General features: G+C 45.2%; 19 protein-coding genes. 5 read left to right on the top strand and 14 right to left on the bottom strand.

What is annotated here, in order from left to right; genetic code table 11:
- Positions 1-4: 4 nt before the first annotated feature.
- Both PN466_RS13990 and PN466_RS13985 read right to left on the bottom strand, forming a co-directional pair.
- Positions 5-1,642: an ABC transporter substrate-binding protein gene (locus tag PN466_RS13990; protein WP_271940252.1), complete on the bottom strand. Its 1,638-nt coding sequence runs from the start codon at positions 1,640-1,642 to the stop codon at positions 5-7.
- A 229-nt stretch (positions 1,643-1,871) separates the two neighbouring features.
- Positions 1,872-2,663, bottom strand: a complete 792-nt coding sequence (locus tag PN466_RS13985; protein ID WP_271940251.1) for a response regulator transcription factor — start codon at positions 2,661-2,663, stop codon at positions 1,872-1,874.
- A gap of 203 nt (positions 2,664-2,866) precedes the next feature.
- On the opposite strand from PN466_RS13985, the gene PN466_RS13980 reads away from it, so the two are divergent.
- On the top strand, positions 2,867-4,111 hold the full coding sequence (locus PN466_RS13980; protein WP_271940250.1) for a PAS domain-containing sensor histidine kinase: 1,245 nt from the start codon (positions 2,867-2,869) through the stop codon (positions 4,109-4,111).
- An 8-nt stretch (positions 4,112-4,119) separates the two neighbouring features.
- Here the strand turns inward: PN466_RS13980 and PN466_RS13975 are convergent, their stop codons facing one another.
- Positions 4,120-4,920: a class I SAM-dependent methyltransferase gene (locus tag PN466_RS13975; protein ID WP_271940249.1), complete on the bottom strand. Its 801-nt coding sequence runs from the start codon at positions 4,918-4,920 to the stop codon at positions 4,120-4,122.
- Between the two features lie 85 nt (positions 4,921-5,005).
- Complete coding sequence (locus PN466_RS13970) at positions 5,006-7,126, bottom strand: hypothetical protein (protein ID WP_271940248.1); 2,121 nt, start codon at positions 7,124-7,126, stop codon at positions 5,006-5,008.
- Between the two features lie 58 nt (positions 7,127-7,184).
- Here PN466_RS13970 and PN466_RS13965 point away from each other — a divergent pair, with 58 nt between their 5' ends.
- Both PN466_RS13965 and PN466_RS13960 read left to right on the top strand, forming a co-directional pair.
- Entirely contained in the window at positions 7,185-8,150 is a 966-nt protein-coding gene (locus PN466_RS13965; RefSeq protein WP_271940247.1) for a glycosyltransferase family 2 protein, read from the top strand.
- A gap of 39 nt (positions 8,151-8,189) precedes the next feature.
- Positions 8,190-9,005, top strand: a complete 816-nt coding sequence (locus PN466_RS13960) for a Uma2 family endonuclease (RefSeq protein WP_271940246.1) — start codon at positions 8,190-8,192, stop codon at positions 9,003-9,005.
- Between the two features lie 14 nt (positions 9,006-9,019).
- Here the strand turns inward: PN466_RS13960 and PN466_RS13955 are convergent, their stop codons facing one another.
- The 7 genes from PN466_RS13955 to PN466_RS13925 form a co-directional block, all read right to left on the bottom strand.
- Positions 9,020-9,439 (bottom strand): hypothetical protein, encoded by a 420-nt coding sequence (locus PN466_RS13955; protein WP_271940245.1) that lies wholly within the window; start codon positions 9,437-9,439, stop codon positions 9,020-9,022.
- Positions 9,440-9,447: 8 nt separating this feature from the next.
- A complete protein-coding gene (locus PN466_RS13950) occupies positions 9,448-9,846 on the bottom strand; it encodes a hypothetical protein (RefSeq protein ID WP_271940244.1) in 399 nt (132 codons plus the stop codon).
- 182 nt (positions 9,847-10,028) lie between these two features.
- On the bottom strand, positions 10,029-11,756 hold the full coding sequence (locus PN466_RS13945) for a succinate dehydrogenase/fumarate reductase flavoprotein subunit (RefSeq protein WP_271940243.1): 1,728 nt from the start codon (positions 11,754-11,756) through the stop codon (positions 10,029-10,031).
- 87 nt (positions 11,757-11,843) lie between these two features.
- Positions 11,844-12,152 carry a hypothetical protein gene (locus PN466_RS13940; RefSeq protein WP_271940242.1) on the bottom strand — a complete coding sequence of 103 codons (309 nt, stop codon included), beginning with the start codon at positions 12,150-12,152 and terminating at the stop codon, positions 11,844-11,846.
- Between the two features lie 124 nt (positions 12,153-12,276).
- Positions 12,277-14,502 (bottom strand): diguanylate cyclase, encoded by a 2,226-nt coding sequence (locus PN466_RS13935; protein ID WP_271940241.1) that lies wholly within the window; start codon positions 14,500-14,502, stop codon positions 12,277-12,279.
- 112 nt (positions 14,503-14,614) lie between these two features.
- Positions 14,615-15,460, bottom strand: coding sequence for a ribosome biogenesis GTPase YlqF (gene ylqF, locus PN466_RS13930; protein WP_278003092.1), 846 nt, complete (start codon positions 15,458-15,460; stop codon positions 14,615-14,617).
- A gap of 25 nt (positions 15,461-15,485) precedes the next feature.
- Positions 15,486-15,896 carry a universal stress protein gene (locus tag PN466_RS13925; protein ID WP_271940240.1) on the bottom strand — a complete coding sequence of 137 codons (411 nt, stop codon included), beginning with the start codon at positions 15,894-15,896 and terminating at the stop codon, positions 15,486-15,488.
- Positions 15,897-15,988: 92 nt separating this feature from the next.
- Here PN466_RS13925 and PN466_RS13920 point away from each other — a divergent pair, with 92 nt between their 5' ends.
- Both PN466_RS13920 and smc read left to right on the top strand, forming a co-directional pair.
- Complete coding sequence (locus tag PN466_RS13920; RefSeq protein WP_271940239.1) at positions 15,989-17,191, top strand: phosphoglycerate kinase; 1,203 nt, start codon at positions 15,989-15,991, stop codon at positions 17,189-17,191.
- A gap of 449 nt (positions 17,192-17,640) precedes the next feature.
- On the top strand, positions 17,641-21,225 hold the full coding sequence (gene smc / locus PN466_RS13915; protein WP_271940238.1) for a chromosome segregation protein SMC: 3,585 nt from the start codon (positions 17,641-17,643) through the stop codon (positions 21,223-21,225).
- 1 nt (position 21,226) lies between these two features.
- Here smc and PN466_RS13910 read toward each other — a convergent pair whose 3' ends face one another.
- From PN466_RS13910 to PN466_RS13900, 3 genes are all read right to left on the bottom strand, one after another.
- Positions 21,227-22,567, bottom strand: a complete 1,341-nt coding sequence (locus tag PN466_RS13910; protein WP_271940237.1) for an O-antigen ligase family protein — start codon at positions 22,565-22,567, stop codon at positions 21,227-21,229.
- 167 nt (positions 22,568-22,734) lie between these two features.
- Positions 22,735-24,477, bottom strand: coding sequence for a hypothetical protein (locus PN466_RS13905; RefSeq protein ID WP_271940236.1), 1,743 nt, complete (start codon positions 24,475-24,477; stop codon positions 22,735-22,737).
- Positions 24,478-24,530: 53 nt separating this feature from the next.
- Positions 24,531-25,796, bottom strand: a complete 1,266-nt coding sequence (locus tag PN466_RS13900) for a hypothetical protein (protein WP_271940235.1) — start codon at positions 25,794-25,796, stop codon at positions 24,531-24,533.
- Positions 25,797-25,854 lie beyond the last annotated feature (58 nt).

Below are 25,854 nucleotides of genomic sequence, written 5' to 3'. Positions count from 1 at the left end.
TTTACTAAACACCATATTCATCAATCTGTTCTTGCACATAGGTGGCTGGATCGGCGGGGTCGAAGGTATCAAACTTCAAGGTTTCTGTGCGATAGATATCAGACGGGGGAGATTGGCCGAGTTCCTGGGCAAGTTCGCGGGCAAGGTCGGTTAAGAAGATGTCTTTACCTACCGTGTCGTAGCCTTTTTCGGGAATGGCTTTGGGGGCTAAACCGTCTCCTTGCAGATCCCAGCGCACCAGTTGGGAGGAAATCCAGTTGGCGAAACTTTGCCAGGGATAGGGATCGAAGTCGATGCGATCGGGGATATTTAAGGTATTGCCATTGCCATCGTCAAAGTTACCGGTGAGGACGGCTTCCACCACTTCTACAGGTTGGTTGAGGAAGGCTCGTTCTGAAATGGCGGTAGCGATCTCTGGACGGTTGGTAGGGTTACTCGCATACCCGGCGGCTTCGATAATGGATTTATTCAGGGCGCGGAAGGTTTTGGGATAGGCTTCAATCCATTGGTCGCTGGCGGCAAAGGCACAACAGGGGTGTCCCGGCCATAGCTCTTTGGTGAGCATGTGGATAAAGCCTGCTTCTTCGTAAACTGCCCGTTGATTGAATGGGTCGGGCATCAGATAGGCATCAATGTCCCCAGCGACGAGTTGGGCGATGCTATCGGGAGGAGGAACGGGACGAATTTGCACATCGACATCGGGGTCTATGCCACCAGTGGCTAAGTAGTAGCGCAGCAGCAGGTTGTGCATGGAATAAGGGAAGGGAACGCCGATGGTAAAGCCTTTGAAGTCTGCCGGGCCGTTGACTTGCCCTTTGTACCGTTCGGCAACGGTGATGGCTTGGCCATTGATGTTTTCGATGCTGGCGAGTTTGACTCCGAAGGCAGCCGATCCCAAACCGAGGGTCATGGCGATGGGCATGGGGGCGAGCATGTGGTAAGCGTCGAGTTCTCCGGCGATCGCCGAATCCCGAACGGCACCCCAACTGGGCATTTTGACAACCTTGGCGTTAAACCCATATTTTTTGTAGAAGCCCAAGGGTTCCGACATAATAATGGGGGTGGCACAGGTGATGGGAATAAACCCAATTTGCAGATCGGTTTTTTCCACGTCTGCGGCAGCTACGGGTTCGCCTTCTGCTTCCGATTCTCCTGAACCCCCATCTGCACAACTGGCTAAACTAACGAGGGCTGCCCCGACAGCCATATTGCGTAGAAATTCTCGACGGGTGGATTTGCCATTGCGAATGGCATCCCCAAAGAATTGTCCAGCTTGGGGGCCAAAGGCAGCAGCAAAAGCATTTTCTAAGCCCCCAGCTTGTTGACAAAGGGCTAAAATGAGCTTTTCCCGTTTGGGGTCGCCCCGACCTACTCGTTTCAAAAATAAGGTCTTGCGGAGTTCATAGGCATTAACCGTGTTGGCTGCCCGCAGTTGATTTTCTTTATAGATCCCCATTTTTACCAGGTCATCGACCAATTCAACGGGATCTTGAGGCAAGGTCTGCATAAAGTCCCAATGGTCAAAGCTCGAGTGTTGTCGTCCACAGACTTGACACAATGGCTGTAAATTAGACCATGTTCTGTTACTTGTTTGGGCAGATTGCCAATTTTTAAATGTCTCCTGTGCCGAAATTAAAGCCATAGATCCATGTCCATCTCAAGCAAACAAATACGAAACCTGACCAATAACAATTGGCTGTTACATCCAGATTCGGAGTGAATATTATTCAGTAATGTATCAGGTCAACTCTAGAAATGCATTGGACTTTATTTGGGGAAAATTGGGAGTTTTTTTAGGAGTTTCTCTAGGAAGGGAAATCAATCTTGATTATGTTAATTGAGATACAGATCGTTCTTTTTAGATATGATTGTTATTCAGGCGATGGTGAGAGAAATTGCTGTCTCCAGGATAGGGGGGAAATGCCATGAATCTGCCGAAATTGGCGGGTAAAGTATCCAGCATCGGGATAGCCGGAGCGTTCAGCGACTTGTCGTATGGTTTCTTGGGTGGTTTGTAAAAGCTGACAAGCTTTTGCCATGCGTTGCTTAATAATCCATTGTTTGACGGTGTGTCCAGTCTGTTTTTGAACCAGGTGGGTTAAATAGGCTGGTGAATAGCCCGCCGCTTGGGCAACGTCATTGAGATTGATGGGTTTGTGATAGGAAGTTTCAATAAAGCGGAAGACCTGAACTAATTTAGGACAATGGGGAAAAATGCTAGAAGCAGAACTAGATGGGGAGCCTTTAGGGTCTGGGTATTGCTGAGGCGATCGCCCATATAATTTTAGCAGATCATCTTGGCGTTTCAGGCGAGTGGCGATCGCGGACAAAAATTGCTCTACGGTACAGGGTTTGGTCAAATAATCATCAGCACCTAATTCCATCCCTTGACGTAAATCAGCCATGGTAACTTTAGCCGTTAAAAAGATTAGGGGAATTCCTGCGGTTTCTGGAGAACTACGAAGTTGCGACAGAACCGTATAGCCGTCCATATCTGGCATCATAATGTCACACACGACTAAGTGCGGTCGATGATGGCGAGCCAATTGCACCCCTTCAGAACCCTTACTGGCTCCATAGGCACAAAAGCCTTCAAACTCTAGGGATCTCAAAAAAATATTGCGAGTTTGACGTTCATCTTCAATAATGAGGATCGTTTTCATTACTCTCCCAGGTTATGAATATAAGACTATTTTTGATTGAGTTTATTAAGATCGAATTTGCTCTCTTATGATGTAGCCCATTACACTTTTTAGGTCAAAAGAGATCAGAAAGTTGAAAAAAGAGGATTTTTGGGAAACAGGGTTGACTCCTTAGCCCCACATTTCATATCTGCTTGCCCAAAGCGCTATAACATACTGTTCAGATGACTAATTATGCTTGGTTCCCAACGTCTGCGACTCCACCCTCGACTCCCCTGGATCAACCGGTAGCCCAAGACTTTACCCAATTACTCCGTCAGCATCAGCTTATTCTCAATGCTGTGGGAGAAGGAGTTTATGGTCTTGATTTAGAGGGAAATGTGACATTTGTCAATCCTGCTGCTGCTGCTATGATTGATTGGTCAACTGAGGAATTAATCGGCATGTCGATGCACGCCGTCTTGCATCATTCCCATGCAGATGGAACACACTATTGCCGGGAAGATTGTCCCATTTATGCTGCTCTACAAGATGGCAGTACCCATCGAGTGACGACTGAAGTATTTTGGCGTAAAGATGGCACGAGTTTTCCCGTAGAATACATCAGTACTCCCATGCGAGAGGATAATGGGCGGCTCATTGGTGCGGTAGTGACGTTTCGGGATATTTCTCAGCGTCGTTGGGCGGAGGAAGTCCTACAGCGCAGCAATGAGGAGTTAGAACTTAAAGTACAAGAGCGCACCGCTAAACTCCGGCAGGTTAACCAACAATTGCAAGAATTAAGCGAAATGCGATCGCGCTTTATCGCCATGCTCTGCCATGAATTTCGCAACCCCCTCAATAACATTACCCTGTCGGTTTCTTCCCTGAAACGCTATGATTTGCAACTGACTGCGGTAGAAAAAGCAGATTATCTTTTGGGCATCAATAATAACGTAGAACGCATGACTCAGATGATTGATGATATCCTCGTCATCGGCAAAATTGAGGCAAAGGTGCTAGAAATCAAGCCCCAACCTCTGGATTTTATTCAATTTTGCCGCCAGTTGTTAGCCGAACGCCAGTATACTCGGCCAGAGTCCCCTATTGAGTTTATCAGCCGCTCTCGCCAGGCGATCGCCTATTGTGATGAACGACTCCTTCGCTCTATCCTCAATAACCTTCTCTCCAATGCACTCCGCTATACCCCGACACACAAGGCTATTCGTCTCAAATTCGCCAAGCGTCAAAACCATGTCATTTTCACCATTCAAGATGAAGGCATTGGTATTCCCTCCGAAGACAAACCCCATTTATTCGAGTTATTTCACCGAGGGCGTAATGTGAGCAACATTCCTGGTACAGGATTAGGTTTGAGCATTGTTAAACAATTTGTTGAACTGCAACAAGGAACCATTCAAGTTAAAAGTCAGGTGAACCAAGGCACAACGTTTACTGTGCGACTTCCTGTGAAATTTAAACAGAATTGAGACCGTTCTTACTTTGTCGCCACAACTGCTAAATTCCACGCCATCCGCTTCATCCCTGGAATCTGTTTCAGCCACCGATCCATCTCTTCTAGTCGCCGATATTCGGGTTCCAATCGATCCTTTTCGAGGATAATCTTTTTCCAATAGCGCTCCTCATTAGGATTAACCCGTTCAATCAAATAAAAGCGCAGGAAAATCCACAAGGTAGCAATCCAAAAGGTATCCCATTGAGTTCGCTCGAATAAAGACTCTACAAAGGGAATAATATTAATATCCAAAGGATGTTCGTCTTCCGTTCGTACTTCAGTCGCCATTCGCCGATAGACATTAATGATTGGATTGTGTTTTAATGGTTCCCAAAAACAGATCTTTCCCTCTGGTTTAACGACTCGATGCAATTCTTGGAGCGCTAACTTCGGATCGGGAAGATGATGTAAAAGATTAGCGACATAAACGATATCAAAACTATTGTCAGGGAAATTGAAAGCCATGGCATTCCCCACATGACCTTCGATACTCACCCCATTTTTTTCGGCTAATTTCAAGGCGACTTCTACCATGCCCGGAGAATAGTCAGAAGCCACACATTGAGCACCTTTTTGGGCAAAATAAACACTATTTTCCCCAGCTCCACACCCGACATCTAATAAACTTTTGCCTTTCACATCTCCCAAGTGATGTAAGATAAATCGATTTTCGGGAGCCGTGCAAGCTTCAAAATAATCGGTTACCTGAATTTGGTCAATATCAATGATAGATGCCCATTGATCGTGAAAGTCTCGTTCTTTTTTTAAGGTTTCTTCTGACATTATACACTCATCTTTTACAATACCTTTGCTATTTTGCCGTAACTGTGCTTGGATTGGGCTTAAAAATTGGCAAAGGGATTTTTTTTTAGGGATTCTGTTTTAAGTTTAGTTGATTAATTCCTAGATAACAAGGGGTCGTGAATGATTGAGGCTCGGTTACCCTTAAACTGAGATTGAGATAGCCTTCCGGAAGACGCTCTAAAGGAAGTTCAAAGACAGGGGCATCATAAAAACTAAAGGTGGTTCCGGCAGAGGTTTTTGATTCTCCTTGGGGACTAATCCAAGAAAATTGCAAGCTGAATTCCGGACAAAGGTCAGTTGAAAAGCGAGGTAATCCTGTTAAGGTCAAGGGATTGGGCAGATTGTCAATCCAGAGAATATCTAGGGATTGATCGTAATTTTGATCGTTAAAATAGGTAGAGAGGGTATAGGTTGTATGTCCCGGTAAAATGGATACTTTAAAGTTAGGGTTCAGGATAATCCAATTTTCTTGACTTCCCGGGCGATCGCCGATGACCTCTTTCATCCGTATAAAAGTTTTCCATGCACTTTCTGCCGAAGTATCTTGCAGTCGCTGATAAATGACCAGCTTGATGTTATTTTCCAGTTCAAATTCTAGAGGTAATTGCTTAAAGTCTGCTGCGATTGGCCAATTCTCATTAAAAAGATCATAAATGACTTTCTCTACCCCTGTTTCTTCAATGGCAATATTATGTTGAAAAGGTTGGGCAATAATTACATACTTTGCCTGTAAAAACTGTTCTAGAGGATACCAATCTTGAGAGTCTAGTGTTGGAGTTTGTAGGATATAGAGTTGAGAACTATCTTGACCATATAATTCTTGTTCTGCTGAAACCATTAAGGAGTTATTAAAAATAGGAGAAGATCCGACCAAATATAAAGGTTCTTGATTGGGGGCAAGGCGATGTAATGCTTGCATCAGTCGCACTAACTCAGGATAATCAGATCGGTAGGGAGGTGGTGCATGTAAAGAAACGAGTGTTTTTGCTGGAGTTAGGCTTAAGGGTTGTCCTAAGGAAGTGAAAGATAGGGTTAGGTTGAGGGCTAAATAGCCAAGAACTGTGCCAATTAAAAGATTTCTGATAGGCAGTTTAATCAAGCTAATCATTGCCCAAATTAGGGTGATTAAACCCAAAATCATCAAGGGAGTAAAATGCAGGGTGTATTGAACACCCATATAGCGCAGAATTCCGATCCATTCCATTGCACAGATCAGATAAAAAATCAATAGAATCATATAAGACGGGTGCGAGAATATGCCGATCTGATTCTTGCTCCTCCAAGCGAGAATAAAACCTATTGCACTAAAGATCAGTAAACCAAGTCCATAAAAATCAGCATATTGATGAAAGAGTTTCCCATAGGGCATAACATAGGATTCATAAAGAGTGTTATAATTCCTTTGGGTTGCCATGGCTAAATAGGGTCGAGCGATCGCGGCTAAGGTGAGAAAGCTGGTTAAGCCAATTAACGCGACTTTAATTTGATATTGAATCAGGTTCTTGATAACTTTAGGTGATGCTTGATTCTTGTCTTGAAAATAGGTGACGATGCCTTGAATGATTAAGGTTAAAATGAGGGCAATTCCTGAATAGGCAAAATGCCTACGCCATAAAAAGGCTAAGGTTAATAAAATCCCAATTAAGGGGATTTGCCACCAGTGTTTTAAGCGTATATTTTTTAAGTAAATCCAAAGTGCTAGAGCGATGAATAGGGCGGCTCCAGTGTCTGGATACCCCTGTAATGTAGGTAACCAACTGGCGGGAATACAGAGGGTGAAAAATACGGTTGACCAGAAGACAATACTCGGATAAATACGGATAAGCTGGGTGGCGATCGCGCCCATGACTAACGTAAAGGGAATTAAATAGGCGATCGCCAAACTGAGGATATAGCCTAACCGAGAGTCTCCAAATAGCCAAAACCCTGGAAGTAAGGGTAATGTATACAGCTTGTTATAATTATGGTAAAAAGACGCTTGCAGTTCCTGCCAACCGATTGACCAAGATTGACTAAAAGCAGTAAAACTTTGTTGCGCCCACATTTGATAAGCGGCAAAATCCCAAAAGTGAAAATACTGTTCGCTGGAGACATAAAGCATTGTACCACTGCAAACCGTAATGACGAGAAGCATCAAACAAATGATGTGCCCCAACCATGGTTTAATAAAATTAGGTTTAATCATGCCCCTAATCTACACCCGATCTTGCATCTGAATAAATAAGGAGAAATCCTAAACAAAAATGGAACCGTTTGTCAAGCCTATTTATTCCTTCATTGTTCCCATTTATAATGAAGAAAATACGATTCCTGAGCTGTATAATCGTCTCAAGTCGGTGATGAACCAATTAGAGGGACAGACGGAATTAATTCTAGTTAATGATGGCAGTACGGATGCTTCCTTACGTTTATTGCGGGAATTGTATCAGAGGGACAACCGGGTTTGTTATCTCAGTTTTGCCCGTAATTTTGGTCACCAAATTGCCGTAACTGCGGGTTTAAATTATGCGCGCGGTAAAGCAGTGGTCATCTTAGATGCAGATTTACAAGATCCTCCGGAATTAATTCCAGAAATGCTGGAAAAATGGCAACAGGGCTATCAAGTGGTCTATGCCCAAAGAACGCGCCGACATCAAGAAAAGAGGCGGAAGCGATGGACGGCCTACTTGTTTTATCGGATACTGAAATATCTATCAGATGTGGAGATTCCTACGGATACAGGTGACTTTTGTTTAATGGATCGGTGTGTGGTGGATATTTTAAATCAGATGCCAGAGCGCGATCGCTACATTCGAGGTCTGCGAGCTTGGATTGGCTTCCAGCAAACAGCTATTTTATACGAGCGCAGCCCCCGATTTTCTGGTGAAGTCAAATACACCTTTACCAAATCATTATCTCTGGCCATTAACGGCATCGTATCTTTTTCCAAAGTCCCCCTGCGTTTATCCACTTACGTTGGTTTAGCGGCTGCAGCGATCGCCCTTTTGATGGCAGTATTAGTCCTCTATTGGCGCATCGTCGCTCCCACTGCTCCCCTCACCGGGTTCGCCACTATCCTGATTGCCATCTTCTTCCTGGGAGCCATACAACTTGTCAGCATCGGCATTCTGGGCGAATATATCGGTCGCATCTACGAACAAGTCAAAGGCCGTCCTCTGTATACCCTATCGGAAATTCGAGGCTGGGAAAAGGGCGATCGCCAAGCATAGTGCTATACTACGATAAATTCAGTATTGAGGAAAAAAACAATGTCGGTTCAATTGATAGATGAACAACAACCTCAAACCGAAACCCTTGAAGAAGAAGTCATTCCTCTTCCACCCACTGATTTACCTTATGACGACGGAGAACCCTTGGAAAGCAATCGTCATCGCATCGGCATGAATGTCTTGATTTCCTCCTTGCACCAGGCTTATCAAGGACGCAACGATTACTATAGTAGTGGCAATATGTTTGTCTACTACAGTAGCGCACAAGTCAAAAACAAAGACTTTCGCGGGCCGGATTTTTTTGTCGTCTTAAATGTAGATGGAACCCTAGAGCGCCGCAGTTGGATCGTGTGGGAAGAGAAAGGACGCTATCCTGATGTCATTGTCGAATTGATGTCACCCTCAACTGCCCAACAGGATCTCAATGAAAAGAAAAGGTTATACGAACAAACCTTTAAAACCAGCGATTATTTTGTCTACAATCCCTTTGACTCTAACTCATTACAGGGATGGCGTTTAGGTGTTAACCGCACATATGAGGAAATTAGCCCTAATCAGTACGGGTGGTTATGGTGTGCAAGTTTGGGATTATGGGTGGGCACTTGGCAAGGGGAGTTGATGAAAGAAAATGCCCCTTGGTTGCGTTTTTACGATCCAGAGGACAATTTGATCTTGTTACCAGAAGAACTGGCTCTGCTAGAGCAAGAGAGGGCAAATCAGGCTGAGTCGGAGCGCGATCGCGAACGGGAGAGAGCAAACCTAGCCGAAACCCTTGTTGAGGAACAAAATCAGAAGATTCAACAATTAAGAGAACACCTGCAACAACTGGGAATCAATCCCGACGATCTGACCTGATATTATGTATTAATCTAGTCAGTTCCCCCAGGATTGGGAATAAATTGGCTCATCGTTTTGGATGCTGCAATTTGTAGAGCCAAAGCTTTCTGAGCCGGTTTATCAGATGGCCAACCGGTAATATCTGCATGATTGGGATTGCCCTCCAAAGGCTTTGCTTCTACTTTCAAAGATTCAATTTCACAATCTTTTGCTTCAATCTCAAACCGACCATAAAGTGTTTTATTGGTTTGTTGGGCAACATCTTTACCGACCTGCCAAAGTTCATCTTCTGTAGCATCTCTGTGGCGAGTAACGGATAAATCTTTATGGGGATGAGGTATGAACAAATCTGGTCTAGGGGTTTTGTCTTTGCGGAAATGTCTACTTTGTAGAACATAGCGACTCAATATCTCTGTCTCTTCAACCGGTGGAACATTTGCAGGATCGAGCATTGTGTAATCTATATTGCCTTGGTATTTACTTTCTCAATCAAATCGAGAATAGTTTTTGGGACATCACCCAAAAAATATTCAGAACCTTGAGTGATACTCTCTCCAAATAAACCCGCATAGTAAAGCCATCCTTCTGGACTTACACTCACAGAAAGTATCCAACGAGGATGGCGATACCATTCCAACGTGATATGGCCATCTGGTTCTGCATTGCATGATGGCACTGGATAAGTAATCGGTAAAGCGGCAACAACAGCCCAAGCATGTTCAAAAGTCTCTTTCTGGACAGGACAAGCATCATAACCATCCCAACCTGGAATTTGGCATTCATCCCATACATCGATTAACTCACTATATGCAGATTGTTTGCCAACACTTACTAATGAATCAAGATGTTCAGCGGCCATATCTCTGATGATGAGTCATATTATTACTCCTACACTTTAAATTATAGGGTTGATGAAGGATTACAAGCGGATAGGGTGGGCAGGAGAAGAAGGCGATCGCTGATCGAGTAGGGGCGGGTTATACCCAAATCTACGATACCTACAAATGAATTCCGTAAACCCGCCCCCACCCCATGACCAAATTAATACTTCCTCTCCTGCGGTTCAAACTGGGTCAGCGTCACCGGACGATATTGAATATCAATGCCTGCGGCCGAATAAAACGCCAAAGAATGCTTGAGGAAGTTCGGATCGTCCCGTTGGGGATAATCTTCGCGGGAATGGGCCCCCCGACTCTCCTGACGGTTGAGAGCAGAGGTGAGGATCATGCGGCCAACCACCATAATATTTTTCAGCTCAAGGGCCTCGATAATCTCCGTATTCCACAAAGACCCGCGATCGCCAAGATAAATCGTGCCATATTGCTGTTGCAACTCTTGTGTAATCTCTAACCCCTTCTCCATCGATTCCTGGTCGCGGAACACGCCACAATATTGGCTCATGGCATCTTGAAATGCTTGGCACAAGGGATTAATACGCTGTTCTCCCTGTTGGTCTAATAACGCTTGAATTTGCTCCTGTGCCTCTTGCAGATAAGGCCCTTCCTCTAAACTGGGTAACTTACGAGATTGGACATATTGGGCGATCGCCGCCCCCGTCCGTTTGCCATAAACCACGCATTCGAGCAGGGAATTACTCCCCAAACGATTCGCCCCATGCACTGACACACAAGCGGATTCTCCAGCCGCAAATAAAGCTTCTACAAATCCCTCTACCCCACTGCGTACCCGACCATCCGTATCCACCGGAATACCTCCCATAGAATAATGGGCCGTGGGACGCACTGGCATCGGTTCCTCCACCGCATCCACACCCACCAAGCGATGGGCCTCTTCCCAACAAAACGGAATGCGGCTCATAATTTTTTCCCGCCCCATGTGGCGCAGATCCAAATGCACAAAGGGGCCGCCCGCACTGCCATCGGTATGAATGCCACGACCGGCGCGGATTTCCAGAGTAATAGCTCTAGACGTAATATCCCTGGGAGCTAACTCCATTTTGCTTGGGGCATACTGTTCCATGAAGCGATTCCCCTCACTGTTGCGTAAATAAGCTCCCTCGCCCCGGACTGCCTCGGAAATCAACACCCCAACTGGATATAATCCCGTCGGATGGAACTGTACAAACTCCATATCTTGAAGGGGGAGACCTGCTTGAGCGACCATTGCTAACCCATCTCCCGTCGAGGCAAAATCATTGGAAGTGGTATTAAACACCCGGCCATAGCCCCCAGTCGCTAACATGACCGCCTTCGCTCGCACCACCTTCAAGCGACCATCCATGATATGGTACATCACCAAACCCTTCGCTTCTCCCTCTTCCAGGATCAAGCGCATCACATACCATTCCTGATAGACTTTTACCCCGTAGCGTCGCAGATTATTCACCAACTCATGAAGAATCGCATGGCCCGTTTTATCGGCAGCGTAGCAGGTGCGGCGATAGGAATGGCCCCCAAAAGCTCGTTGAGCAATGCGACCATCGGGTAGACGGGAAAATAGAACCCCCAAATGCTCCAAATCGATCACCACATCCGGAGCTTCCTTGGCTAAAATTTCTACCGCATCCTGATCTGCTAAATAGTCGGAGCCTTTCACTGTATCAAAGGCGTGAGCTTCCCAACTATCCTCAGAATCGACATTCTTCAACGTAGCCGCAATACCCCCTTGAGCCGCCACCGAGTGCGATCGAATCGGATGAGTTTTAGCCACTACAGCAACGTTCAGACTAGGATCGGTGCGGGCAATTTCCACAGCCGCACGACATCCGGCCAGTCCACCGCCAACAATGATTACATCATGCTCTAACATGGTTTGGTTGATCTTCTCCAACTGGGTCAAGAAACAGGCAATTAGTAGGGGCCCTTCGCCCCTACAACAATACCATTACGAATCCGGTTAACCGGCTGCTTGTGCTGGATTTTGGGATGCTCCTGCACGAGAGGAGCGTTTTTGCTGGCGCTCTTCAACCGGCATAAATTCAATATGGTTGAGTAAGGTCGTCACAAAACTAAACAACAGAAATGGTAAAGAAAGAACGAGAATTAATCCCACCGTGGCTAAGGCATAAACCGGACTCCCTGCACCCATTAAGGCCAAGGCGGCTGCTAAACTGATGAAAATTACAATTAACCAGACAATGATTTGTCCGTAGATATCTCCAAAGGAGAGGGTGCAATGGAGACGATAGCTCTGTTGATCGTTCATAAGTTGGTATTGGGGAAAGTTAACATTATTTTAATGAACCAGGGTAAAGGCAGTAGAGGACTTTGGCCCATTTCTCAATAGTTTTCAAAGACTTGCAACATTTTGTTACGTTACCTGCCCCAGATTAAGATTTGACTACAAATTGATTTCGTCCTTGTTCCTTAGCTTCATATAAGGCTTCATCCGCTAGAGCAATCAAGCTTTCTTTAGATAGTTGTGCGGTAGGAACTAAGGTGGCAATCCCCAAGCTAATCGTCACAGTTGAAGCCACTTTCGAGCTTTCATGGGGAATTTGCAAATCTTCCATTTTGGACTGAATTAACTGGGCAACCACTTTTGCCCCGTCTTCTGACGTATTCGGAAGCAGGACAACAAATTCTTCTCCTCCATATCGAGCAACAACATCACTAGCGCGTCGGACTGAATGTTGAATGGCGCGAGCAACTTGGATCAGGCAGTCATCCCCCGCTTGGTGCCCATAAGTGTCATTATAGAGCTTAAAGTAATCCACATCACATAAAATGATGGATAGGGGTAAGCAATCGCGTTTTAAACGTAACCATTCTTGATAGAGACATTCATCAAATTGACGACGGTTAGCCACTTTGGTTAAGCCGTCTGTATTGGCAAGTTTATGCACTTCATCGAGCATTTTACGCAGTTCAAACACAGATTTTTTACGGTCAGTAATATCCCGAAAGTTCACGGATAAGCCATCCCCTAGTTTGACCGCAATAACATGAAACCAAGCCCGTTCTGTTTGATAATCATAGGGAAACTCTAATTCTACATTTCTACCTGTTTCCACCACACTCACATAATGATCGAACAAGCTTCTTAGGTTAGGGCTTTTTATTTCTTGAAGCCAAGATTTACCCACTAGATTAACTGTTTTTATGTGAAAAAAGTAGGCAGAAACCTGATTGCAAACAATCCATTCAAAATCAACAATACTACCGCGCTGATCTCGGATAGACTGAAACGCCATAATCCCGTCCATGGAACTGTTAATAATACTTTCTAACAGGGATTGAGATTGTTGTAATTTCAGGTTGGCTTGATCGGCTTTTTCTACCGCTTCTATCAATAAATTCGTCCCCGAATCTACTTTGTCTAATAAGCGTTTATTTTCCTCTTGGATTGACTCCATGATTTGAGAGCCATAATCAGATAGCCTTTGCGCACGATTAATTAATCTATCTAGAGGATCAACGATAGATTTATTCCAACTTTTAAGGTGCAAGTTTCCATACAGAGCTTCTTCCACGTTCTGGCTCAACTGATTGAGAACATAGCTCACCTTATAAAGACAGAACCCTCCCCAAGTGATAGCGATTAATAATGCAGATAAATTAATCAAGAGATGATTACGAAAATTGATTTGTACGGTTTTAAATATTTGTTGTTCCGGGACTATGATAGCGATCCACCATTGCTGCTCGCCAGGCCAATGATAGGGAGAACTTAAAATCCAATAGTTTTGTTTATTGTGGTTAATGATTTGCAGTCGATCGCTGGATGGATTCTGGAGATGATTTTGAATTTCAGGCACTAACTCGGAGTCGAGAGCGTTTTGTTTCTCAGAAGTCAATGCAGAGTGATTTAAGGGGTTTAGCTGTGGATCAAAAACAAGAATATTTGCGGAAAAATTCCTAGATTTTTCTTGAATATAATCAAGAAATAAATCGAGATTAAAATCCATTCTACTGACCGCAACTAATTCTTGTTCAGTGTTGTATAAAGGTTGCTTGAGTTGGAGATGGACAGAGTTCTTAGCGTGGGAAGGGGATGGTATAATGGTTATTGTCGGGTTGTCTTCAATTAAGCTGTTTTTATACCAAAATTCTTGGCGCACATCATAGGGAGTAGAAGCAGCCTGAATTTGCTCTTGGATTTCACCTTGATCGTTGAGACGATAAGACAATAAACGTTGCTCTGTTTCACGATTAGCTTGGGTACAAATTGTTTCACCATTTTCTGTACGATGAATAGCTAGCAGGTCTCCGTTATCGTGTAATCCTAAATAAATACCTTGAAGGTGGGGAAAACTGTTGAGGAAAGGCCAAAAACAGTTTTGATTGGATAAAGCACTCTTATCATCTAAGGGAAGGGTGGGATAGGAGTTGAGTAGCTCTTGAGGAAAATCGAGATTCAGGGTAAGTCTTGTTTCTAGGCTATCGGCTACTTCCTGCATCCATTGCAGGGATAATTGTTGGACTAACTGATGGTTTTGACGTAGGGAGAGCCATCCGGTGAGTGTCATTGCCACCAGGATAGGCAATACCACAGGCACAAGAATATAGATGGATAAAGGAACCGTTTTAGGGGGGTGAAAAAAACGATCGGCCATTAGAATTGGCTCCCTGTGCTAAATCATACAAACCCTGAGTTAATCTTATATCTTCTACCTGCTTATGTAAGAGGTCTATTGTACTGAGTGCTGGCCTTGAGATTATAGAAGATTATCGCAAAGGGGGTAATTCCAGGGAGAATAACCCTAAGTGACCTTTACGAAAGTCGGTGAGCAGTTGACAAGCAGCGCGTTCTAAATCTCCGAGATATTTGGTTTGGGCAAGGGTATGTAAATAGTCTTCACTAGAGAGGTTTTCAGGCTCGACTTGATAGCGAGATCGCAGTTTATCCAAGGTATTAACATGGGCATTCAGTTGGTGCAATAAGTCCAACAGGGCGATCGCCACCCGTTGATTATCATAACTGGCTTCACCAATATCGTCACAAATGGCTAACTTCACCGCATCTCGTTGATCTTCTAACCGCGCTGGAATTACTCCAGGAGCATCTAATAACTCAATATCAGCAGAAATTTTAATCCAGCGTAATTGCCGAGTGATCCCTGGACGCGCTGCACTGTGAACCACTTTGCGGTTCAAGAGCCGGTTAATTAAGGCCGATTTACCCACATTGGGAAATCCCACAACCACTGCTCGCACGGGACGCGGACGCATTCCCCGGTTACGTCGGCGTTCATTCATCGCTGCACCAGCGGCGATCGCCGCTTGGGTCACTTCTCGAATTCCCTTACCCAATTTAGCATTGGTAAAATAGGGCTTCTCTTGGCGATCCGTAAACCACTGCAACCATAAATCCTGCATCTCTGGGGAAATCATATCCATCCGGTTCAGCACCAGCACCCGCTCCCGACTAGCGACCCACTCCTTCAGCTTCGGGTGTTGCGTCGTCAGGGGAATGCGAATATCCCGAACATCTAAGACCACATCAACCCGTTTGAGTTGTTCAGCTAGAGAACGTTCTGCCTTAGCAATATGTCCGGGATACCATTGAATCATAATCAGAATGAAAAAATCAGGAACATTAGGGAATAATCAAGACGGGACAAGGAGAAAGGTTAATCACCTGATTGGTAATACTATCCTTTGGCCCTTCTTCCGTCAGACCAACCCCCCGACTTCCCATGATAATCAGCTTGACATCCATTTCATCGGCGACATCGCAGATAGTAAAAGCCGGGTTCCCTTGCCGTTCCAGGATTTGAGCCTCAATGCCATTCTTAGAAAAGCCACTTTGGACTTTATTTAAAAGTTCAGCAATTTGCTCATGGGAGGTCATCGGGTCTCTCGACCCATCTTCTTCGGTCACCTCATTCTCCAGGACAGAGAGCAGCATCAGATGAGAGCCATAGGTTTTGACAATATCCATCACGACCTCAGTGGCTGCTAAGGTTTCTTGGCTTTTGTTAATCGGAAAGAGAACAGTCTTAAACATAGGTCTTACCTCCGAGACACGGACTCCTATACAATGTGGACGATGGCGTAATCAAAAACATAACGAAAAATTTTTTGAAGGAGGTTTATCCTGTGCCCAAGAAAACGATCGCCAATTTGTCGGCTTCTGACCTCTCTGGTAAGAAGGTACTCATGCGGGCGGATTTCAATGTCCCCATTGATAATGGGTCTATCACTGATGATACTCGTATCCGTGCCGCTCTCCCTACCATACAGGATTTGACGGGCAAGGGGGCTAAAGTTATTTTAACCTCTCACTTCGGCCGACCCAAGGGAAAAGTGAATGAGTCCATGCGTTTGACTCCAGTCGCTCAACGGCTGTCTGAACTTCTGGGTAAAGAGGTGAAGAAAACGAATGATTGTATTGGTGATGAAGTCGCGGCTGCGGTTGCCAGCATGAACGATGGCGATGTGGTACTACTGGAAAATGTGCGCTTCCATGCTGGAGAAGAAGCGAATGACCCAGAGTTTGTGAAACAGTTAGCTTCTATTGCCGATCTTTATGTTAATGATGCCTTTGGAACAGCTCACCGGGCCCATGCATCTACAGAAGGGGTAACCCAATACCTGAAGCCTTCAGTCGCTGGATTTTTGATTGAGAAGGAACTACAGTATCTGCAAGCAGCGATCGAAAGTCCCCAACGACCCTTAGCCGCTATTATTGGCGGATCGAAAGTATCAAGCAAGATTGGTGTTATTGAAACCCTATTGGAAAAATGCGATAAGCTCCTGATTGGTGGGGGCATGATCTTCACATTCTATAAAGCGCGAGGCATGAATGTCGGTAAGTCTTTGGTGGAAGAAGATAAGCTGGAATTAGCCAAAGCTTTAGAAGCCAAGGCAAAAGAGCGGGGAGTAGCTTTGTTGTTACCCACAGATGTGGTGGTAGCGGATAATTTTGCGGCTGATGCCAAGTCCCAAACCGTAAGTGTTGAGGAAATTCCTGATGGTTGGATGGGACTCGATATTGGCCCGGATTCGGTGGAAACCTTTAAGGCGGCTTTAGCTGATTGTAAGACAGTAATCTGGAATGGGCCAATGGGTGTATTCGAGTTTGAGAACTTTGCTAAGGGTACAGAGGCGATCGCTCGCTCCTTGGCTGAACTGACCAAAACCGGCGCTTCTACCATTATCGGCGGTGGCGATTCCGTTGCGGCAGTGGAAAAAGTCGGTGTTGCCGATCAAATGAGTCACATTTCTACCGGTGGCGGCGCAAGTTTGGAACTGCTCGAAGGTAAGGAACTTCCCGGTATTGCTGCTTTAGATGAAGCTTAATCTAGCTTGGGAACAACGGGCAATTTGCCCGATCCTGTAACTCTTGTTGATCCTCCCTTTTCCTAAGTTGCAGGAAAGAGAGGGTCAATGCTTTTCAATCTCTTCAGTTGTTCCTTCTAATTTGGCAATTTAAGTAAAAAATAATACTACAAAAAGAGAATTAAGAGATAGCGCTTTGCGCTAGCCAATAGGCAAACTCCCCCTGTGTCCCCTAATTGCACTAGAGTGAATCATTGAGGAGATCTGGCGATCGCAACCAACAAAGAAACCAGGTTTGTGGCTACCTTGAGAACCCGATCCAAGCTCCTGAGAGAAACTCGGTTTAAATCTCCACGCGATCGCCCTTAGAGCCAATCGATCAATGGATGGGTGAGCCTTCATTATCCATTCTCGTCAATCCTACGCTACTCTTATTGAAGTAACCTCAATCCGTCTAAACACTCAATCCTATGGTTCACGTTAAGGGCGTGCAACTGACCAACTTCAAATCCTTTGGGGGAACAACGGCTGTGCCGTTGTTACCTGGGTTTACCGTGATTTCCGGGCCGAATGGGTCGGGAAAGTCTAATATCTTAGATGCTCTGCTGTTTTGTTTGGGCTTATCCAGCTCGAAGGGGATGCGAGCGGAACGGCTGCCGGATCTGGTGAACCATGCAAAGGGGGAGAAACGGAAAGCAACGGTGGAAGCGAGTGTGACGGTTACGTTGGATGTTTCGGATGTGGAGCGCAGCATCTGGGAGGAGGAAGAAGATCCAGAGGGTGAAATAGAATTAGACCCAGAATGGCATATTACGCGCCGCCTGCGGGTTACGCCAGCCGGAACCTATACGTCAACCTATTATATGAATGGGGAGGCTTGCACCTTAACTCAGTTACATGAGCATCTAAACCGGCTGAGGATCTATCCGGAAGGCTATAATGTGGTGCTTCAAGGGGATGTGACGAGTATTATCTCGATGAATGGGAAGGCGAGACGGGAAATCATTGATGAGTTGGCAGGGGTGGCTCAGTTTGACCGTAAGATTGATTTGGCGAAGGAGAAGTTAACGGAAGTTAAGGAGAAGGAAGAGAATTCTCGGATTATAGAACAGGAGTTGATTTCCCAGCGCGATCGCCTGGCCAAAGATCGGGCGAAAGCAGAAAAATACCAAACCCTACGCACGGAACTGTTGCAGAAACAGGAGTGGGAAGCGGTGTTGCGCTGGCGCTCTTTGCGTGCGGAGGAAGGAAAACTGAGGGAAGCGATTGAAGCGGGCGATCGCACTCAAGGTGAATTTCAGGATAACTTAGAAGCACTGAATACTCAAATTTCCCAGGTAAGTGAAGAACTCGATGGACTGAATGCACGGGTGAAGTCTTTGGGGGAAGAACAGTTATTAGCGCTCCAGTCTACGTTGGCAACTCAACAAGCGCAACTGAGTCAACTGGAAACTCGGCAACAGGAACTTGAAACCACCGAACAACAGTTAAAACACCATCGGGAAAAAACGGAGCAGGAAATTCATGAAGACCGGCAAACCCTGGAAACCATTCAGCATCAATATAATTTGGAGACTCAGGCTTTGTCGGGATTGCAAGATAGTCGCGATCAGGCTCAGGCTAGTTTAACCGAAACGCGGGAACAAGCCCAGGCGATCGCCAGCGCTTCTCAAGAATGGGTCGATCGCCAAACGGCTTTGAATCACAATATTGAAGAGATTCTCAAAACCCTAGAACCCCAACGCACAGAACAAGCACAACTGACGGAGCGCCAAAGCCAATTAACCCGTACCCTAGAAGAACAGAATACTCGCATTGCCACCCTAGAACCGAATATTGCCAGCCAACATGAAAGCGCGACTGGGTTGGAAGTGGAAGTCATTGAGTTATCCCAGCGCATTCAGGTAGTGGCTCAAACTCTCTCCACCGCAGAATATGACCAGCAAACCCAGCAGCAAACTCAGAAAAGATTGCTGAATGAACAACGGGATAAACAACGACAACTCGATAAACTAGAGGCGCAAGTACAGGCCCAGCAAGAGGCGGCGGGAACTTACGCCAGTAAACTGATTATGCAAACCCAGATCCCTGGCGTTCATGGGTTAGTCGCCAGTTTAGGCCAGGTAGACAAGCGCTATCAGTTGGCGCTGGAAATTGCGGCTGGGTCGCGATTGGGGAATATCGTTGTAGAAGATGATAACGTAGCTGCCCAGGCGATCGCCCTCCTGAAACAAAAACGAGCCGGCCGCGCGACGTTCTTACCCCTAAACAAAATCCGCCCCGGTCGCCGTCCAGATAACGGTTTCAGCGCTGAAGGCTTTCTCGACTATGCCGTTAATCTGATTCAATGCGACCCCCGTTATGACACAATTTTTGCCTATGTTTTCGGCAACACTGCCGTGTTTGCCACCCTCAACACTGCAAGGCCCCATATTGGCAATCTGCGCATGGTTACCCTAGACGGGGAACTTCTGGAAGCCTCTGGAGCCATGACGGGGGGCAGTCAGTCCCAGCGATCGAGCCTGCGCTTGGGTATGGGTGCAGCCAGTTCTGAATCAGCCCAGCAGAGGGCGCTAGAAGACCGGATAAACGAGATTGAAGGACTTTTGGCTCAAATTGAGGTGGAACTGGGAAACTTGTCAGACGCGACAAAAAAAGCCTCTGCGGAGTTGATGGAGGTTAGGGGGCAGCACCGGGAAAAACAATTGCAACTGGAGCAATGCCGAAAACAGATCCAAAGCGAGCAGCAACAATGCGATCGCGCTCGCGAACTCTTAGCGCAAACAGAACATGACCTGAATCAAACTCGCACCCGTTTAGAATACTTGAATCGGGAACTGCCTCAACAACAGAGCCAACTGGATGAGTATCGTCACTCTTTGGCTCAGTTGGAAGAAAATCAAGCACCGAAGGAATGGCAAGCGATTCAAGAGCAACTGCGGGAAAAAGAAAGTCTATTAGATCGGCGAGAACTTGCTTTGAGAGGATGCGAACAACAGTTACAGGAATTGGATAAAAAACGCGATCGCACCAATGAGAAAATTCGCCAAGGTTTAGAGCGGGTTAACGAACTCAAGCAGAATGAGTCTACCACCATGAGCCAAAATACCCGCATTCGTCGCCAACAGGCAGATATTAAGGGGCAGATGGCGCAAACGACGGGGCAATTGGCAATCCTGGAAGAAACCCTAGGTGCAGAAAAGCAACAAAGGGATGCAGTGGAAGAGAATTTGCGCCAATTGCATCTCAACCGTCAACAATTGCAATGGCAACAACAGAAACTAGCGGAAAACCAAAATACCCGTCGCCAAAATCTGATTGCGCTGCAAAACCAGATTCAAGAGGTGAAAGCCGAGTTGCCCGATCCGTTGCCTGAAGTTCCGGAAAAACTGAAGATGAAGGAACTCGAACAAACCCTGCGCCAACTGCAAAAACAATTACAAGCCTTAGAACCGGTGAATATGTTGGCGATCGAAGAATACGAACATACCACCGAACGCCTGGAAGCCCTGAGCGAAAAATTGGCAATTCTGGAAAAAGAGCGCACGGAACTCCTGCTCAGGGTAGAAAACTTTACGACTCTGCGCTTTCGGGCGTTTATGGAATCCTTTGATGCCGTAAATGAAAACTTCCAACAGATCTTTGCCGAACTCTCGGAAGGAGATGGACATCTACAACTCGATAATGCTGAAGATCCCTTTAGCGGCGGACTGAATTTAATTGCCCATCCCAAAGGGAAACCAGTGCAGCGTTTAGCTTCCATGTCGGGAGGTGAAAAATCCTTAACTGCTCTGAGCTTTATTTTTGCCCTCCAGCGCTATCGTCCTTCTCCATTCTATGCTTTTGATGAGGTGGATATGTTCCTCGATGGGGCGAATGTGGAACGGCTCTCGAAGATGATTAAAAAACAAAGTTTGGGTAGTGCCCAATTTATCGTCGTCAGTCTCCGTCGTCCGATGATTGAAGCTTCGGAGCGCACCATCGGCGTGACTCAAGCTAGAGGCGGATTTACTCAAGTTTTGGGCATTACGAATACCAGTGAGGTGGCTTCTTAGGTTACTCTTCTATAGGTTGACTGCTTGTATTTATGCCTAAAGATAGAGTCCAGCAAGCTATATGGGTAAATTGAGCGCATTCAAACCAGGTTAAAGTGAAAACCCAATAGGCGATCGCCACTGCCAACAGTTTCCCGTTTGGCGATCGGACAACCAGGAAAATACCATATCCCCACAATGCCGTATAAGAGAGCATTCCCAAAATGCCAACGGATAAAATCGTATCCAAAATGAGATTATGAGCTTTATAGGTAATCAAAGGTAATGTACGCAGGCTGCCATTTTCACTCACTACATCGTAACTTAAATGACCCAAGCGGACGACATTGGGCGTGTCTTTTGGCGATCGGATATAGGGATAAGCAATGCCGAAACCATTGAAACCCCAGCCAAATAAAGGGCGTTTGCCGATCCCACGAGTGGCTAACTCCCACAGGTACATTCGGTCTGAAGTCATTTGTTTAATCCCAGACAAACCTGAAATTTGTCTGGTGGTAGTCATGACCCCAATCATCAGTATGACCACCAAAATAAGGGGAATTAGTCGTCGATAGTATTTCCTTCCTGACAAGTATAAAATGCCAAAGATGAAAGCAACAAGAGCCATCCGAGTATTGGCCAAAAATAGGGCGATCGCGATCGGAATGATTATCGTCACGGTTGTTGGCAACGATACCCATCTGAGCTGTCTGCAAGCAACCGCCATCACGCCAAGGGCTGCCAACACAAATGCAGCATGGCCGCGATGGGAGTAGAAACCGATGGGTTGATGATTCTGAAAAATAGTGCTGACGAGGATATGATCTCGCAGTAATTGTCCGGTGGTTGCCGTGTAATCAATACGCCAGTCAATCAACTGGGGAAAGGTACTCAAAGCCAGAAGAATGCCACCGATGAGAAAGCCGTAGAGTTGAGCGGGCAATAGTTGTGGATATCGTTTTAAAACCAGGGTATTACTGAGAGTGAAAGCTGCGATCAGCAACCAGTAGAGCCAACCATCTCCCATCTGATCTTGACCGAATAGCGATCGAATGGGAAACGGACTCAGGAGAGTAGAAATGAATCCGATCAACAGAAATATTTCCCAGAGAAGTTTAGAGGTAAACCAGCTTTTGGGGATGTGTAGAGTTTCCCCACTTTTCCACAGTAGGTAGAGATTGCAGATCGCAATCAGAGCCAGTACAGCACATTTGGGTTGAGTCCAGATCTCTCCCCGACTGCTTCCCCAAGGATTAATGATAATGATACTAAGGGTAAATAATAGGGTGTAAACAATAGTGCTTCGCGCGGGACTGGGAAAACCTTTTTTATCGCTGGAGTCCTTATTTTTCATGCTGTCCATGAGAGTATCCTCGAAAGGAATATCTTCGTCGTTTTACCTCTTTTGCCGTGCAAATTAGGGTTGTAGGGGCTTGCATATTTTTTGCTCCTACAGATACCACCGTTGGCGATCTATGACGATCGATCGCCCTTAATGAAAATGACTATAACTGATGACTTCAACTCTAACTACTTCCGATTCCTCAAACCGATAAATTTCCAGACTCCAAAAGCACCCAACCCAATTAAACCCCACACCGAATTGGATTCTGGGACTTTCTGCTTTTTCGTTTCTTCTTCAGTCACTATCGGGCGCATCTTAAAACTGCCCACATTTTTATCAAATGCCAGTTGAATTGGAAAATAGGTTTCTTCTGTATTACCGATGAAATAATCAATATCAGTTACTTTAAACCGGGAAACACCTGAACCGAGTAAGGAAAGAAAATCGACTCTATCTCCGGGACTAAACTCTCCCAGAATTAGGTCGTCAACCATAACTGTAAACAAATCGTCTTGACCGACAGGAAAATCTAGAATTTCCGTAAATAGGGTGTCATCGGTGGCGACAAATTCAAATCCCTTCTCTATGGGTGGGTCATACCAGCGACAACCGGGAACGTTAGAGAAGTGTTGCCAGCCATCAGAGTCGATGCTACTAGGAAGTATGGGATTTTGTTGAGTGCGACCCGGTGTATCTAAATCGACTCCACCGCCGCCGCTACCGCCGACTATGATGCCACCACCGCCGCTACCGCCGACTATAATACCACCACCACCGCTACCGCCGAGTGCAATATTACTGCCGTTATTCATGGGGTAAATTTCAGATGGTAAGTCTTGAGAATCTAATAAAGCGACAAAAAGCTCGTAGTTACCTTCATCTTCTCCACGGCGACCGCCCGATGCCACCCCGACAGATAAATCAACAGTACCACTACTAGGAACAGTCCCCCAAATTGCTGAAGCAAAACCATCTCCTTCAGGACTACTATTTTCATCATAAAGCCAAGAACCATCCCGACTGTCTCCCCTCAGATATGTGTTTGGGTTGCATTGGTTTGAAGGAAGGCTATTGTTAGTCCAAGCCATATATGGTGTTCCTGGAGTTAGTCCATCTACGCTGAAGTCATCTACTTCTGTACCAGAACTTAGGCTCTCAGAAAAACTTTCTGCAAGTTTAATGGGAGATATCTTGTTTTCCCATCCCCATCTAACACCATTGTAAATTTTTACTTTCTTTGGTGCGATTTCCTCAACAAGGTAAGTTTCTGCATAAAAGAAACTCTCTATATGTGGAAAGTTGTATACTGGAGAATCTCTAAAATAGTCTGATTCGGCATTTCCTTGAGTATCGTAGTAAGGATTTTGCTGACCAGGAGGAATATCGATGAAATCTAAATATCCGGAGGGTGGTACTGTTTTGTATGGTGAAAAGGTAGCGATAACCCTTTGAATCCAGTGAACATTATCACCTTGGGGATCGAAAGAGAATGGTTGGGGGTTATAATTCAATCTAATATGAGCTCCGACACTATTCAATGTGTGACGACCACACCACTCATATCCTAGAGGGTTTGGAGCACATGAGTAATATTCCTGAATATCAAAACTACCTTGTAAGTTTCCCGTTTCCTCAAAGTTCCAGTTGGGAAACTCACTTTCTAGTAAGTTCAGTAATCCTGTGGTTCCCCCTTGTTTGATTTCAATAACCTGTCCTCTCGATAAATACCGCCGGGGGTCCGACTCTGGCCATGCGTCTAATTGAGTATAACCCCATATCCCCTTGTCAATATCAACAAAGTAAGGCTTTGTGTATCTGTAGAAGTCTGAGGGAGGAGGAGTAATCGAGAATGCCAAGCTAGACCTAGTTGGCAATATTCCCAGGAGAGTTGTTGTCAGAAAAAGTATGAATGTACTTTGCTTTTGCACTTTTATCGCTCCTATGTTATTTCTCAACAAAATAGTGACTACTTTTTTATGGACTAGAAACTTTTTTCAGTTTCAGACCTAACTAAACTAAAAGTGATTGATGGAGTAAACACCATCCCTACCCAGATGTCTTCCAGTAATTTCGCATTTCTCCCTTCTTTATCTAGTATTTCTACTGTCCTATCTTGATTTTTGTATATAAAATTAATTTGATAGGTTCCTAAAGAAAGCGATCCAAAAACCCAACCACCTCCATCTCCGGCTGGAATGCTCAGGCAAAAAAGCTCTCCCTTCACCCAAAACAGTTGTGCTATCTTGGGAAAAAATGTCAGACTCTCTCCCGGCTTAACTATAGGAAAATCTGATTCTTTTGGTATTATAGTTAAGCTACAACCATAGGCAGCCTCTATTGGTTGACCATCCGTTCCTATCAGTTGTGGAATCAAGCTGGCAAATAAGTTGAACCGAAAACAACTGGAGGTGTTGTTGCTAATACGAATACCAATCTCTACGAGAGTATAGGGGTCTAAGTGCGGATTCCGAACTCTTACCTTTGGTTGCGACCTCGGAACTATTACCCTTGGTTGCGGCACTAGAGTTTCAAAGCGAATCCCGTCTACTTCTACCGCACTGTTGTCAGGCCCTACTGGCTCTTGCAAGCTCAGACTTAGGAATTGAGTTGCCAAAGCTGGAGCGATCGCCTCTGTTTTCGTTTCTGGTTTCAAATCTGCTGAGGTGCGATCGCTTGAACTCTTTCTAGTAAACCTCAATTGATAGGTATCTGCTTGCAGATCGTGAAAACACCAACTGTCGTTTAGCTTGAAACTGACTGGTAAGTAACTAAATTGTTTGATAAATTTTAGCTGTAGTTTTTTATTATACCAAAGTAGCCTGACAATTGGAGAAGTTTTTTTGCCCTCTCCAGGTTCGATTAAGCTATCGTCAAGATTTATTATCTTGGGAGGTCGTCTTAACCTAAAAACTAAATTTGAGAGCCAACGAGTCAATGGAAATCTGCCACCGAGCGATCTCCTCCTAATAGCTTGAATTTTCTCTAGATTCTTCAAAGATTCTTCTATAGCTACTTCTGGCTGTAATGTTTGACCCTTTGAGGTTATCAGTTCGGGCATCAGAGCGTCATTTGGATGAAGACGAACCGATTCGAGGGTGTTATTAATTACATAAACAGTAATCTCGATTTCGATACTGGCATCAGAGGCATTTTTGGGAATTGGCAATGCTATTAATTCTGGCCCCCCAATTCCCATGTTAACCCCCTTTTCTTTAAAAAATAAGTTGTTAAAAAGCTCTAAGAGCATAATTTTTCTCTTCTCGAACGTCTAGTTAAATTAAAGATTCAACAAACTAGGAACTGGA

This window comes from Roseofilum reptotaenium CS-1145, assembly GCF_028330985.1.
Lineage (GTDB): Bacteria > Cyanobacteriota > Cyanobacteriia > Cyanobacteriales > Desertifilaceae > Roseofilum > Roseofilum reptotaenium.
This window is presented reverse-complemented; position numbering and strand designations above follow the sequence as displayed.